General features: G+C 39.2%; 14 protein-coding genes. 12 read left to right on the top strand and 2 right to left on the bottom strand.

Annotated features, from left to right (window positions below):
- Position 1 precedes the first annotated feature (1 nt).
- The 4 genes from J7E37_RS17935 (at position 2) to J7E37_RS17920 (ending at position 5,961) form a co-directional block, all read left to right on the top strand.
- Positions 2–820 carry a hypothetical protein gene (locus J7E37_RS17935; protein WP_215025919.1) on the top strand — a complete coding sequence of 273 codons (819 nt, stop codon included), beginning with the start codon at positions 2–4 and terminating at the stop codon, positions 818–820.
- A 352-nt stretch (positions 821–1,172) separates the two neighbouring features.
- Positions 1,173–2,000, top strand: coding sequence for a hypothetical protein (locus J7E37_RS17930; protein ID WP_215025916.1), 828 nt, complete (start codon positions 1,173–1,175; stop codon positions 1,998–2,000).
- A 433-nt stretch (positions 2,001–2,433) separates the two neighbouring features.
- Entirely contained in the window at positions 2,434–3,711 is a 1,278-nt protein-coding gene (locus J7E37_RS17925) for an IS110 family RNA-guided transposase (RefSeq protein WP_215025913.1), read from the top strand.
- A gap of 918 nt (positions 3,712–4,629) precedes the next feature.
- Positions 4,630–5,961, top strand: coding sequence for a CoA-disulfide reductase (locus J7E37_RS17920; protein ID WP_215025911.1), 1,332 nt, complete (start codon positions 4,630–4,632; stop codon positions 5,959–5,961).
- Positions 5,962–6,065: 104 nt separating this feature from the next.
- Here J7E37_RS17920 and J7E37_RS17915 read toward each other — a convergent pair whose 3' ends face one another.
- Positions 6,066–6,542 (bottom strand): GNAT family N-acetyltransferase, encoded by a 477-nt coding sequence (locus J7E37_RS17915; RefSeq protein ID WP_215025907.1) that lies wholly within the window; start codon positions 6,540–6,542, stop codon positions 6,066–6,068.
- Between the two features lie 552 nt (positions 6,543–7,094).
- Between J7E37_RS17915 and J7E37_RS17910 the strand changes: the two genes are divergently transcribed.
- From J7E37_RS17910 to J7E37_RS17885, 6 genes are all read left to right on the top strand, one after another.
- A complete protein-coding gene (locus J7E37_RS17910) occupies positions 7,095–7,943 on the top strand; it encodes a GNAT family N-acetyltransferase (RefSeq protein ID WP_215025904.1) in 849 nt (282 codons plus the stop codon).
- Entirely contained in the window at positions 7,934–8,422 is a 489-nt protein-coding gene (locus J7E37_RS17905) for a YdbC family protein (protein ID WP_215025899.1), read from the top strand. Before J7E37_RS17910 ends, J7E37_RS17905 begins: the two co-directional genes overlap by 10 nt.
- 301 nt (positions 8,423–8,723) lie before the next feature.
- The gene (locus J7E37_RS17900) at positions 8,724–9,806 is read left to right on the top strand and encodes a hypothetical protein (RefSeq protein WP_215025896.1); all 1,083 of its coding nucleotides are present in this window, start codon (positions 8,724–8,726) and stop codon (positions 9,804–9,806) included.
- A 92-nt stretch (positions 9,807–9,898) separates the two neighbouring features.
- Positions 9,899–10,504 (top strand): hypothetical protein, encoded by a 606-nt coding sequence (locus J7E37_RS17895; RefSeq protein ID WP_215025893.1) that lies wholly within the window; start codon positions 9,899–9,901, stop codon positions 10,502–10,504.
- A 29-nt stretch (positions 10,505–10,533) separates the two neighbouring features.
- Complete coding sequence (locus J7E37_RS17890; RefSeq protein ID WP_215025889.1) at positions 10,534–11,076, top strand: GNAT family N-acetyltransferase; 543 nt, start codon at positions 10,534–10,536, stop codon at positions 11,074–11,076.
- A gap of 296 nt (positions 11,077–11,372) precedes the next feature.
- Positions 11,373–12,008, top strand: coding sequence for a YczE/YyaS/YitT family protein (locus tag J7E37_RS17885; RefSeq protein WP_215025886.1), 636 nt, complete (start codon positions 11,373–11,375; stop codon positions 12,006–12,008).
- Between the two features lie 84 nt (positions 12,009–12,092).
- Here J7E37_RS17885 and J7E37_RS17880 read toward each other — a convergent pair whose 3' ends face one another.
- Positions 12,093–12,896 carry a nuclease-related domain-containing protein gene (locus J7E37_RS17880; RefSeq protein ID WP_215025883.1) on the bottom strand — a complete coding sequence of 268 codons (804 nt, stop codon included), beginning with the start codon at positions 12,894–12,896 and terminating at the stop codon, positions 12,093–12,095.
- A gap of 135 nt (positions 12,897–13,031) precedes the next feature.
- On the opposite strand from J7E37_RS17880, the gene J7E37_RS17875 reads away from it, so the two are divergent.
- Together J7E37_RS17875 and J7E37_RS17870 are read left to right on the top strand one after the other, a co-directional pair.
- Complete coding sequence (locus J7E37_RS17875; RefSeq protein ID WP_215025880.1) at positions 13,032–13,607, top strand: hypothetical protein; 576 nt, start codon at positions 13,032–13,034, stop codon at positions 13,605–13,607.
- A gap of 68 nt (positions 13,608–13,675) precedes the next feature.
- Complete coding sequence (locus J7E37_RS17870) at positions 13,676–14,023, top strand: ASCH domain-containing protein (RefSeq protein ID WP_215025878.1); 348 nt, start codon at positions 13,676–13,678, stop codon at positions 14,021–14,023.
- The last annotated feature ends 478 nt before the right edge of the window (positions 14,024–14,501 follow it).

Below are 14,501 nucleotides of genomic sequence, written 5' to 3'. Positions count from 1 at the left end.
TATGAATTACTTAGTTGCTAGTACCAAAGGAAAAGAAGGACAAATTTATAAGATCCTATCAGAAAAAGTTTTTGATCTGCCAGAAGACTTGGATAACCCAAAAGCATATAATTCAGATTATAAATTAGAGGATGATGAATGGTTTCACATACCAAATTTCTCAAGTGAGGATTATTGTATAGAGTTTCTAAAAAAAGAATTTATTTCTACCGACTATGATCAGATAGGGACCATTGATATCAATAAATTACTTTTTTTATGTTCTTACCAAGAAGGGATATATTTTTTTCAAAAAATCACACCATCAACAATTGTTAATAAAAAGTGGTTTAAAATTGGTGAGCCAGTAATTGAAAATCAATCTCCTATTATAGTTATTAAAGAAATACCTGATGCTATTTATGTGCAGTCAGAGGATACGCTTTATTTTAAGAATATTTCATCGCTCACTTCGATTTTTAAGGGCATAATAGAACTTTACAAGGAAGCCACACAACAAGAAACAGAAGAATTTCTAAGAAGTGACTATATTAAACTTGATGAAGGTTATGATGCCTTAAAAGTAAAAACTGCAAATAGAAAAAGAATAGCATTAGCTATGGAAACATTTAAGGGATTTTCAACAAAGGAGAAGAGTGCAATCTATTCTTACATTAAAGACTATTGTAGTGAAAAGCTCTCTTTTGATGAGGAAGAATCAAAATTTAAGATAAAGAACGAAGACGAATTAAAACATTTACTTTGGGGGATTGAACAACGGTACTATACTACACCTGTTGGAAATGAAAAAATGGTAGCAAACTCTGTTTCTAAGGTGTGAACAATGTAACAACAATTAATTCTTTAAACTTGAGACTTAGGGTTGGTTCCAACATCTCAGTCAGAAGACGAAATAATATATTGAGTTGCCAAACGGACTTGAGGTTGAATTAGCCGTTAAAAATTATAAGTTAGTAATTAGCATACCTCCAGAGTTTGAATAAATCCTCAGAAATCCAAATAAAACGATAAGCAGTCCACACTGCTTATCATATTTTTTTGCCCGAACTGGCCATCTCTTTTATAAAAGCTTCTATTTAACCGTTCACAAAACCGCCACAATCTTTCCCTACCCACCCTGTCCTTTCCACTCTTTCATCCATATATAAAGGGTGAAAGGGTGGTGCATTAGCATGACAATTAAATCGGCGGTTGTTGAGAGTTTTGCGGAGTATTCACAGTTTGGTTCACTGAAGGAGTTTAATAATCATTTTGAGATGTGGATGGGGGATAAGAAGCGTTTTTTCAGTAAGGGTGAGTTGATTGGGTTGAAGCGGCTGGCTCGTTTTGCTGCGAAGGTTCCTGGGGTGGCCAATGCCAAGATCGGGACGGTCCTGAAGGCGATTTATGAGGAGTATGGGGAGATGGGGATTTCCCGTTCTACTTTTAAAAGAATGATCCTGAAGGCTAGTGAAATTGGTATTTTTACTGTTTATGAAACTGCGCGCAAGAACGGCTCGCAGTCTAGCAACCTTTATGTATTCAATCGTTTCCCGATGAATGAACTACCAGATGGCGATCAATTGAGCCACCAATATAAAACTATCATTCCTTCTGAAACTAACATAAAAAAGAATAATAAACGTGAAGAAAAGGCTGCTGAAGAACAATCATCCGAAATCCAGAAGGTAAAAACAGTTGCTGGTAAAGCACTGGAAGAGCATCTTTTTGTCAGTGACCGGGTTCCTAGTGATTTCGTCAATCTTGTTAAATACTTCTACCCAGCCGCAAAGTCAATCGAGGAATTCTGGCGGATGAGCAAGGTCGCTGCCTACCGGAACAACTATGAAGAAGAAACTGATCTCCTGTTATCCGTATCCCTTGACTCCTTCAAGCAGCTCGTTCGGAAGCTGAAGTCGAAGGTGGGAGTGAATAATCCTATTGCTTATTTTACCGGGATCCTGAATAAGAAGTTCCAGGAGCGTTATTTTGGGGAGCTTTATGAGATGGAGGCCTGTTGAACCACGTTGACCAATTCACACGGGAGTCATTTTGTTTGAGCAGCGCCGCCGTATCTGTCTCAGTCTAAAAAGTAAAAAAGTTTTATTAGAAGAGATTTACAAAACAAATTATGCTGGGTTACACCAAGCATTATCTGAACTTGAATCAAAAAATTATATTTGGAACAGCTTTGTTATTAGTCAACTTTACTTTTAATTAGTAATGTTAAAAAGTGGTTATTACTGATTAATGTCGTTTTCTTAAATACCTTTTTGTATTTTTCCCTAAGTTGAATATAAGAAATAGGCAAAAGCTATTAATATACTAAAGGAGCATTCCTGTTAGAAGGATTTTCGGGGACTTGAACAAAAAAGAGCCCTCTTGGTATGATACGGGGTGTCAAATCGTGGACCGAGATGACCCCTAACTTAGTTAACCAAGGAGGACTCCATAGTGGATTTTAAACAAAATCAGAAAATAAATCAAGTCACCGAAAATACACTCGTAGTCGGGATCGATATTGCAAAGCGAAAACATTTTGCCTGCTTTGTCGATGACCGTGGACGTGTGCTCCGAAAGTCTTTCTCGGTTTTACAGTCCAGCCAGGGTTTCGAGAGTTTTTACCAGCGCATTTTGACCGCCATGAAAGAATACGAAAAGACGGAGGTCATTGTCGGGATTGAACCAACTGGCCATTACTGGCTCAATCTGGCCTATTTCCTTGAGGAACGGGGCATACCCTTGGCGATGACCAACCCTATGCACGTCAAGCGATCAAAGGAGTTGGATGATAACCTGCCAACCAAACATGACCGCAAAGATGCGCTGGTCATCGCTCGCTTGATCAAGGATGGACGCTTCAGTTATCCTCGCATCCTAAAGGATATGGAGGCTGAACTCCGTGTGGGTTCAACGTTCCGAAGCAAGTTGACAGAGGAACTTGGGTCCGCCAAGAACATGATCATTCGCTGGATCGATCGCTACTTTCCTGAGTTCACCCAGGTCTTTCCGTCATTCGGGAAGATGGCAATGGCTGTCCTGGAGTGCACACCATTTCCGGCCGATCTTCATCAGAAACAACCGGATGAAGTATTGGCACTTTACCGTCAGGTTGAGGGGCTCAAATCCCCCCAAAGGCCGAAAGCCATACGACTCATAGAACTCGCTTCAGACTCGATTGGGGTAACAGAAGGACGGGAGATGGCCCGTATTGAAATCGCCACACTTGTTCGCCGTTATCACCAGTTGGAAGAGGAAATTGAAAGCATTACGCAGCACCTGGTCGAGCTTGTTAAAACATCAGTAGAATACGATTGGCTCTCAACTGTCCCTGGCCTTGGAGATACCACTATTGTCGATTTATTAGCTGAAATCGGAAGCTTTTCCCACTATGAAGATCCACGCCAATTAATCAAACTCGCGGGATTGACATTACGGGAGAATTCCTCTGGCCAGCACAAAGGACAAAAAAGAATCTCCAAAAGGGGCAGAAGAAAGCTTCGAGCCATCCTATTCCGAGTGATGATGCCGATGGTTCGCCATAATGATGCCTTTAGAAGGCTGCATGAGTATTATACAAATCGTAAGGATAATCCGTTACGCAAGAAGCAATCCATTGTGGTCCTATGCGGGAAACTCTTAAAAGTTCTCCATGGGATTAGCACGAAGCACAAAGCGTTTGACGCAAAGCGAATGATGAAGGATATTCCAAGTCTCGCAGAGGCTATGTAACGTCCTGCATCCCCTTTAAAGACCTAGACAAAAGGATGACACGGAGAAGCTGGCACTATTTTTTCCATCCGACCTCGAGTCCATAAAGGAGCTTCGCTAGCCTCTGCCTTATGACTAGACCGAACGAAGGAATGTAGGCACTTAGATGCCCAGAGACATGGGAGGGTACGTCATCATAAGCTACGCAGAGATCCATAGTGCATCGGATATTTAATGATCACTACTTTACCATCATTATCCAGTAGTGACCGCGTAGCGCACCCACCAATTGTAAGAGAATCACATATTTATTAATATCTGTTAGGGAGTATGTCGAAAAATATTTTTTTTGACATCCCACCAACGGGTCAAACCGTTGATATATCAATATTTATAGAGGGATGTAAAATAACAAAAGATTCTTAGTGCAGGAAATTTCTTAGCTATGTAGTAAGGAAATATGATTAGAAATATTATTGCACTAAACAAGAAAATTAGGTGTAAGTTAAACGTCAAAACAAAGCCTCCCTTTCAATTCATAATAAAAGTATGTTGCATTTTCATTTGCATCATATGCCTCTTACCGGCTAGGCAGGAGTTGGTCATACTATAGGAAGGCGAGTCTTTACTATAACTAGGCTCTGTTACCTGCTGAGCTTCCTTAGGAGTAATTACTGTAGAGCTCTGCAATTCGCCATTTTGATAAACTTTTACCTCGTTCGTCTTTGTATTAAACTCTGTAGTATATGTTCCTGGACTATCTGAACTTTTTACAACTCTATAATTTTCATCATCTTGAATAATTTCTGTTGTAACGGTTTCCCCAACTATTAGAAATAAATAGGATGTTAACCAGCATTTTTCTAAAGTTACCTATATATAGATATAAATGTTTAAAACTCAATCATAAATGGATACACAAGGAATGGAGGGATGAAGATGAAAATACTTATTATTGGTGGCGATGCGGCAGGTATGAGTGCTACGATGCAAATGGTACGAAACAGCTCTGGACATGAAATCACTGTATTGGAAAAGGGAGGCGAGTATTCGTACGGACAATGTGGCCTGCCTTATGTGATCAGTGGGAAGATTGAGTCCACAGATCGGTTAATCGCACGCACTCAGTCTACTTTTAAAGAGAAGTATGGCATTGATGCACGGGTATTTCATGAAGCCCAAAAGGTAGACGTGGGAAATAAAATGGTCAGTGGAATAAACCATAGTAATGGTGAGACGTTCAGCCTGCCGTATGACCGCCTTCTGATTGCGACTGGTGTAAGTTCGGTCGTTCCGAAGTGGGAGGGTGTGACGCTTCCAGGTATTTTCTCACTAAAAACCATCCCTGATGCAAAAGCAATCATGGATTATCTGGAAAAAGATATAAATAATGTGACGGTGATTGGCGGCGGCTACATTGGGCTTGAAATGGCCGAAAGTTTTGCGGAGCTCGGCAAGAAGGTAACGATTATTGAAAGAAATGAGCAATTAGCCAAAATATTTGATACAGACATGGCAGAACTGATTCATGAAGAAGCAGTAAAGCAAAACATTGTGTTAAAAATGGGTGAATCCGTGGAAGCATTCGGCGGAAGTGACCATGTGGAATCGGTGAAAACCGATAAAGGAGAGTATGAAACAGATTTAGTGCTGGTCGCTGTAGGTGTGAAGCCCAATACTTCCTTTTTAGAAGGAACAGGAATCAAAACCAGTTTGAATGGTGCAATCCAAGTAAATGCCTATATGCAAACAAGTGTGGAGGATATCTACGCGGCAGGAGATTGTGCCACACAATATCACCGGGTAAAAGAAAAGGATGATCATGTCCCATTGGGAACACATGCCAATAAGCAAGGGCAAATCGCCGGATTGAACATGGTTGATGTACATAAAACCTTTAAAGGAATTGTCGGCACTTCCATAATTAAGTTTTTCGATTTAACCCTGGGGAGAACAGGGCTATCAGAAACAGAGGCAAACAGGCTGAATATCCCCTGTGGCTCTGTAACCATCACAGCAAATGATATCGCTGGTTATTATCCGGATGATAAAAAAATGAAATTGAAACTTGTCTATCATAAAGAGACACATAAGGTCCTTGGCGGGCAAATTATTGGGGAAAATGGAGTCGATAAACGAATCGATGTACTAGCGACCGCCATTTTTCATTCCATGACGACCGAAGAGCTGCTTGATTTAGATCTGGCGTATGCTCCCCCGTATAATGGGGTGTGGGATCCTATTCAACAGGCGGCTAGGAGAGTGGAGTAAGTTCTATCGACAAATTCGATTTTTATCGAGTTTGCCGACAGTGAATTTTATTTTGATTCAAATAGCTAGCAAAAGGCTTGGGAACATTCCAAGCCTTTACTTTGTTATTTCAATATTATCTCCATTTTTCTACTTTTCGTTGTCATCCCAATTGACCTATAAAATTCAATGGCAGATGTATTTTCCTCGGTTACTCCTAATTCAATACTATTAACCTCGATGCTTCTTCCAAAATCAAAAACGTAATTAGTTAGTTTTTTGCCGATCCCTTTCTTTCTATGTGTTTCAGCAACGCATAAACTCTTTATATATAATACTTTCCTCGCTTTAACAAAAGTATTTTCGGTTACTTCTTCTTCCTTTGTCACTACAACGCCAACTAGATCATCGCCTATGGTAGCCACAAAAATATGCTGTTTGTTATCAATTAATTGGCTTTCAAAAAACTCTTGTTCGACTGGAGTGGAATTCTCTTTGTATACATCTGGTCTTACAAAAACGTGGTAATCATGAACCTGTCTAAATAAAGGCAGCAATGACTCGTAATCGCTTTGTTTACCGTTTCTAATAAATACTTGCATACTTTTTTCTACCCCCGATAATTTTGCTCGTTTGTTGAAGTACTTAATTTTTAAAATCTATTTTACCAGATAATGCTATAAATTGGATTTAATCGAAAAAGATTAAAATTGACATATCAAATAACAAGTAAAAATAGCACCCTCATAAACTCAAATAACAATTTCTATTGTCAAGATGCCATTAAGGGTGCTATATTCTCCAAATCTTAAAAACCTTAATGGATACTCTTCTGATGCTCATAACAATAAATCTTCCCATTGAATTTGTGGTTTGATAAATAATATGAATTAACTTTATCTGACACGGGTTTATTGCAGTTTGAAAAGGTTCAATTTGGCTCTTCGCTAATTCCGCTAGTCTTCAATGCCTGTTCGTGTTTGGTCTGATTGCAGGGTCTTTTATATTTGCATTTGAAAAAATATCGTAAATCTCTGAAATCTCCTTATGAATGAGGAAGATCTCAACCGTAAAAGCAGGATAAAACTGTGTAATAGCGAATATAGTTCTGTTATTCAAGACATTGAACAAGGCAAAGAAATGAGGATGACAGTATGATAAAGCTGCAGAAATATGAAAATCTGTTGCAGTTTAAAGATGAGGTAACGAATTTTTTGGAACAGGATGAAGTGGTGAATAATTTGCCTCTGGGAGTGCTGAAATCTGCAGAAAGAACTCCGCTGTTAATGGCTGTCGTGCGGAAGGATGAAGAAATTGCATGGGCTATGATTCAGACTCAGCCGGATAAGATCATTTTTTCAAAAGCTGCTTCTTTTTCAACTGAAGAACGTCGACAGATCGCAGAACAGATGCATCACGAGATTGAGAGTATTCCAGGTCTTATTGGTGACAGGAAGCTGCTTATCGAACTCTCTGGCTATCTTTCTAAAATGAGAGATGTGACAGCAACCGTGGAAATGGATCAGGGATTATACAAACTCGAAAAGGTGAAGAAGAAAGTTGTATCAAAAGGAAAGCTTCGGGCACTTACAGAACAGGAACATGGTCTTGCAAAAGAGTGGGTGTATCAATTTTGTGAAGATGTGAACCTGCCGATCACCATGGATGAAGCGGATACCAAAGCGGACGAGTTGATTCGGAAAGGGAAATTGATGGGATGGGAGATAGAAGGGGAGATTGTTTCCATGGCAAATGCAACAAGGCCTACGGAGAAAAATATCAACATCAATTTTGTCTATACACCCATCAAGCATAGAAAGAAAGGCTATGCATCCGATTGTGTTGCGGCACTCTCTCAAATGTTGCTGGATCAGGGCTATCAAACAACGAGTCTGTATACCGATCTCAGTAATCCTACTTCCAATAAAATCTATCAGGAAATCGGATATGAATGGGTTGCAGATTCAGTTGTGGTGGTGTTGGGAGAAAAAACATGCTCATAAAGTCAATCAGGTGTCAGGTGGCAGAACGAAAGAAAGAATTCTTTTCTAAGGGACAAACACAGTGGGAGCCACTCAGCCATATGAAAGGATTTCTTGGACAGCTGGGTGGCTGGTGTGAAAAAGATTCAAACCTGGCATGGATTATTGCTTTCTGGGAAAACCCTTCAGCTTATCAGCAGTTCATGAAGGAAGAGCATGATCGGATATTCATAGATTCAGGGCAAGGAAAAACGTATGATGCCATCTCCATTGATTTTTTTGAAGTGGAATATCAGCCACAACAGTTGGCTTCTTTGGTGGAAAAGGCTGATGTCCTTGAAGCAGAATTACTTGATTCAACTCTGAGGATTTCAAGAGGAAACAGCAATGAAGAGACAATCCTAACAGCCAATGCCAGTGGTATGAGTGGACCGCCAGTAAACAGACTTTCTGACAGAATCCAAGTAGACGAGGCGTGGAGGGTCGTTAGGAAGGATTAAACCCTTTGTGTTTAACTAACTTAACACTCTGGCTGCATTTCTTGTTGTATATTGAACGGGTTAGTTAAATGAGCAAGTTGAACAGGCGCTTTCTCCATAAAAAGGGGAGAAGGGCATTGATGACAATTGGCTGGCCGTCTGAAGTGATCGCTATGCGATTAGTTTTGATTATCCCCGGTCCCTGGCGTATGTTTTCTTAAGAATAATCCCATTTGTCCGATATGTATATCGAGATATTATTTGTGTATTAATCCTGTAGGTAAGAAGGGATTTAGAACAACATAGAATGGGGTTTGGAAGTTTGGCAAATGTGAGTATGATTTTACTAATCATTGGTTTAGTGAGTTTAGGCATTTCTTTTATCTTTTTAATCATGAGAATGGCAAAAGGGAATTATCAGATATCCGCAGTGACCTTATCAGTAATGCTAATAGGGGTTATTTGTATATTCTCTGGAGTCGGGTTGATGATTCCAGAGTTGAAAGAGAGAGTTCTAGGCTTAACCGCGGAACAAGAGGTGGATGCTGAATTTGAGGGACAGGCTGAGGAGCAGGCTGGAGAACAAACGGATGAAAAAGTGAAGCCTGATACTAGTGATGTGAAGAAAATTACGGAATTCAAACAGATAAAGCTTGCTTATCCTAAGGTGATTTATGAAGCTGAATACAGTGGATATAAAGAGTATCAGGATGCTGATGGAACAGTCTATAAAAATATGACAATGATCAATCCTGATGGTGTGATGATGGGATTCAGTGATATTACGGTTGCGCTAGTTGCATCTCCGGTTGATAATCCCAATAATGACGGCTTCGCTTACTATAAAGGGTACTATTATTACAAAGGTTCCTATCACTTTGAAGTTTCCGAGGGTACTTTTAAGTATGAATCAAGGGAAGCAGCAGCTCCATATTTTAAAGGATTCACTCCGGATAAAACAGAGCAGTACAGCAGCATGGACATGCAGCTTTATGACTTTGTCTATAAGTTCATGCCAGTCCAATTTCCACAGGAAGAGAAGCTGGTCGATGTTCCACTCCTAATAGGAGAGTGGGCTTCTTTTGAAGACACCATCATGGATGGCCCAAAGCTATTAGCGAAGTTGAATTTCTTCGAAGATGGGTTCCTGTCAATGGAGAATCGCATTATCAATTCAAATGAGATTCCGGACAACATGCAGTACAAGTTTGAACAGTTGGATGAAAATGCGTATAAACTATATCTGTATCCGGTGACCGGTACAGGGCATGATGGCGGTTATACCACATCGCTGGAGCCTGCGAAACGGAACTTCATTCTCTATGTCACTAGCAAAGATAGTTTTGAGCTAGTCTATTACGATCAGAATTTGAAGAGAAACAGCATTACGATGAATCGGATGTAAGATGGGAAAAAGGAAGTTCTTTGGTCACGTTTGGGATAGACATACTCATTGTAATATAAGATTAATTTTATTTGCAAAAGAGGTAGTAATCGATGTTGTGGTTCTTTATTGGAATATTTTTAGCTGATTTATTATTAGGTTTCCTGCAAGCGCCAGTATGGCTATTTATTTTGGTTAATCTGGTATTTATCGTCGTCTTTATGTTGAAAAGTTTCTATCCGGTCCTTTTTGAAAAGAATCCGGAAAAAATCATGGACTTTATGAAGAAATCAAAGCATCCGCAATTTCAATTTTATTATTATTTTTTCAATGATGAGTTGGAAGAAGCGGAGGACAAACTGCAAAAAATGAAATCACCTTTTCAACAAAAGCTGAATCATGTGAATCTGCTTGTTAAAAGGAAGCAGTATGATCTCGCGGAGGAGATGGCGAAAGGGTTAAAGGATAATATGTATAAATGGTATTCTCTTGCTGGAATTGCGATTGAGCAGGGAGATCGTGAATCATATAGGAAATACAAAGAAAAAGTGAGGAATCCTTTTTATCGCAGGTTATTGGAATTGGATGAGTTGGTACATGATGGGAAGAAGGAAAAGGTGCTCAATGAATTGGAGGATATGATTCCGAATTTGAGGGGAGCCAAGCTGCTTAGCGTGATTCAATATAAACAGGATTTATTAAGAAGGCAGGAGTATTAATTTTTCAATGAACAGATGGAGGCAATCGAGTGACAAATCTAACGTTTAGACAGTTAACGGCGGATGAGTGTGAACTGATGAAGGATATGGACGCTTCTCAGTATATTGGGAAAGCGTGGAGGGAAGTTGATGGCAAACGTCAACTGGTCGAGATCAATTACCAGGACCCTGATTGGCCGAATGGATATGAACATCATTTCAATAATTTGAAACAAACGATCAGCCAGGGAGGGAGTGCGATTGGTGCATTTGGGCAAGATGGTAGATTGATAGGATTTGCCACAGTCAATCGTGGCTTTTTTGGCGAGAACTTTAACTATGTATTACTTGATCAGCTTTTCATCACACTTGAGCACAGGAATAAAGGGATTGGAAAGAAGCTATTTTTCCTTTCAGCAATGCAAGCGAAAGAGTGGCAGGCTGATAAGCTCTTTATTTGTGCCGGATCTGCAGAAGAAACAGTCGCCTTTTACTTTGGAATCGGGTGTAAAGTGGCCGAAGAAATTCAACAGGAATTTTACGAAAGTGATCCAAGGGATTTTCAACTAGAGTACTCGTTAAGTTTTTTGTAAGATAGAGGACATGAGGAAAGTTTTTTTTGTGTCCCGACAGCAACTGCCCTGTGTGGAATGGCCATAAATCGAAGCATGGGGACGTATGACCCTATGCTTCTTGAAATGAAGTGAATTTGTGAGACGCCGGGCAACAGCCACTCTTTCACTTTACTATCTTGCCCAGAGCTTGGGACGTACTCTAAGATACTTGTACTTTAACCTCGTTTTCTAACTGCTAGAAATTTCTTCTTTAAATTTTCCGTGTTGTTTTAAAACTAGTCCATTAACCAAGTTGAAAGAAATGAAGTGATAAAATGAAACTGAAAATACAAGTTCCTTTTTTTATAGTCGGACTTATCCTTTTTAGTTACGGTATAGCGGTGGCCATCAAGGTTAAGTACTTAGGGGTCCACCCGTGGGATGTATTGAATATTGCACTTTATGATAAGTTTGGTTTAACTATCGGAACGTGGAACTTGATTTTTGGTATCATTTTAGTTCTTGTAACTCTTTTGATTGATCGAACTTATGTTAATATTGGCACCTTTATTAATGCGCTGATGGTTGGTCCAATGGTTGACTTTTTTCTCTGGCTGGATGCTTTGCCCCAGGCTTCCACGCTCATGGTTGATGTTTTGGTGTTGCTGATTGGTATTATGATCATGGGGATTGGAGGAGGAATGTATAATGCTGCTCGAATTGGATCAGGGCCAAGAGACGGATTTATGCTGGCGATTTCGGTTACGCTCGGGTATTCAATCAGCAGAGTGCGAATGATTGTTGAGAGTATTGTGCTGGTGGTTGCCCTATTGCTGGGCGGTCCGGTCTTTATTTTTACCTTTATTTATACATTCATCCAGAGTCCTATTTTCCAGGCTGCCTACAAGGTCTGTACAAGATGGATTGAAAAGTTATCTGGCTCAATAAACAAAAAGGTAATTTCTATGTAATTACAGACGTACCTATTGCTTCTGTTTTTTTCAGAACCTTCCCATCATCTAACTAAAAGTTGCCGGTGTGCAGGAGAACCTTCCTTACTTCGCATTCCTTTGATGATCATAACAAAAAATCTTCCCATTGAATTTTGGGTTTGATAAACAATATGATTTTACTTTATCTGACACGGGCTTATTGCAGATTGAACAGGTTGAATTTTGTTCTGTGCTATTTTCGCTAGCTTTCAATGACTGTTCGTGCTCTCGTCTAATTGCAGGGTCTTTTATATCTGCACTAGAAAAAACCTCGTAAATCTCTGAAATCTCTCTTTCGCTGAAGAGAGGTTTTTTGTTTTGGATTTTTAATACAGATAATTTCCGATGAATGAATTCTGATAGCTCGATATCATAGACAATGAGTTCGTTAGAGGCAATTTTACGGTAATCAAGGCCGACATTAAACGTGGAGCGCTTAGTAAAAGAGACGATTGATATAAAGAAATTCTGGCACTTGTGATCAATCAAAGAAGCTAGTGCTTTTATATGCCCATAGTTTTGGACAAAAGGATTCATCATGCTGAATTTCCCATTGACTGACCAGGTTTTTCTGTCTTTCCCGCCGTATATCGTTCCTTGGTAGTTTTTCGTTTCAATCACAAAGATGCCGTATGGCGTTAGCACCGCATGGTCGATTTGTGAATAACCTGACTTTGCCTTTGGATTCTTGATGAGGAGGTCACTCAAGTAGCGACAGTCCTTTGGCAGCTGGTCTAGCTGTATATCAATCTTGTATTCTCCAATTTCCCCTTTTCTTACGGCAATCTGTTTTGTAGCGGAAGTCTTCGCTTTTACAGGAGGTGCCTCTGTCTTTTGCTTCTTCAAGAAATTCAGAAATAATAACATGATCCTCTCTCCTTGCTGTTAAGTATCCTCCCTAATACTATCGTTCTAATACCTGCTTTATTTAAGCTGTTATTTGATATAATGGAAAAAATAACTAATTTTCAGTTAGTATTTTATTATTGAAGGGTGATTTAAATGGATTTGAGGCATATACAAAAAACAATTGACCTGGCTATCCGAAGTATTTGGGTGGACAAGATTTCAAAAGACCATGCGTCGTTTTATCTATTAAAAGAAGATACATTAAAAAATGCCCTGTATTATCATTTGCGAACGGAACTTGCTAGTTTGCTAGAAAAGCATAATTTAAGGATTTTTACTGAATTTTATTATGGTGGATTTATTGCGGATCTTGCCATTGCAAAATTAAATGATGATCCTGGTAACAAGGATCATTTGAAAGATGACATCGAAAATGTTCTGGCAATCATTGAATTGAAGTATAAATCATGCGGTACTATGAAGTTTTTCGAAGATGATGTACTAAAAATAAAGAACTATATAGATGCCGCACCTTCCGCTACTACTCAATACTATTTAGCTTTTATCCATGAGGCGGAGTACGAATGCATAGAAGATGACTCATGGCTGACTCTGGAGCAACAAATATGGGCAAAAGATCGATTAACGGAGTTATCTGGTCACTATATTGACGGGGAGATGACCTGGACGGTACTTTCTCATAACGGAAAAGCCGAAATGATGAACTAGTTCCTGTGATATGTATGGATTAAAATGTGCTTTGAAGAACTAATTTGAAACATTAGAGGAGTAAAAACGTGCAGCACCGAATGAGTTTATATGGAAAATACTTTCAATCAATCATTGAGGGGAAGAAGAGAGTAGAAGTTCGTTTGAACGATGAAAAGAGAAGGAAAATTAAAGTTGGCGATCTGATTGAATTTGTTAAGGTGCCTGAAGAAGATGAAACATTAGTCGTGAAGGTGATAGAACTAAGAGGCTTTGACACCTTCAAAGAGATGTATCAAAACATCCCGTTTCATGACTTTGATTGTGAAGGTTGGAAAATGGAAGAGATGGTAGACGGTACATATGAAATTTATACTCCAGAACAGGAGAAGCAGTGGGGAGCTTTAGCGATCACAATCAGATATGAAAAAAAGTGATTTAAACAGGGATAGAGAAACAATTACAGAAAAAAATAGCTTCTTATGAATCATGGGGTTCGATTCTTGCTTTACTTTATGCCACTTCCTATCCTGAGCGAGTAAACAGATCATATTAACGGCTGCAATAGGTATCACAGGAGAAGGGTTAACTGCTTTTGCCCAAGAATTAGAAAAGAGATTAACGGACGAGGACAAAATCAAGTTATCTATCTTGGAGGAAAAATATAAAAGTGCTAACTCAGCTTTAGAAGAAATTTTTGAAGTTCTAGATAGATATTACATTTATTTTGAAAAGTCATTAAAGAGAAAAAAAGAAAACAACGCTGAATACGATTGTTAATGAAACTATCGGAAAAGACATTATGGAGAATTATGACTTAACGAATAAGGTGGATCAAATTAAGGGGGAGCATGGGGACGTACCTTTTGCTCCTTTTTCGGAATTGTTTTTGGAAACAAAAGCTCCGTCCCTCTG

This window comes from Bacillus sp. ISL-39 (assembly GCF_018613295.1).
In the GTDB taxonomy this organism is placed as follows: Bacteria; Bacillota; Bacilli; order Bacillales; family Cytobacillaceae; genus Mesobacillus.
This window is presented reverse-complemented; position numbering and strand designations above follow the sequence as displayed.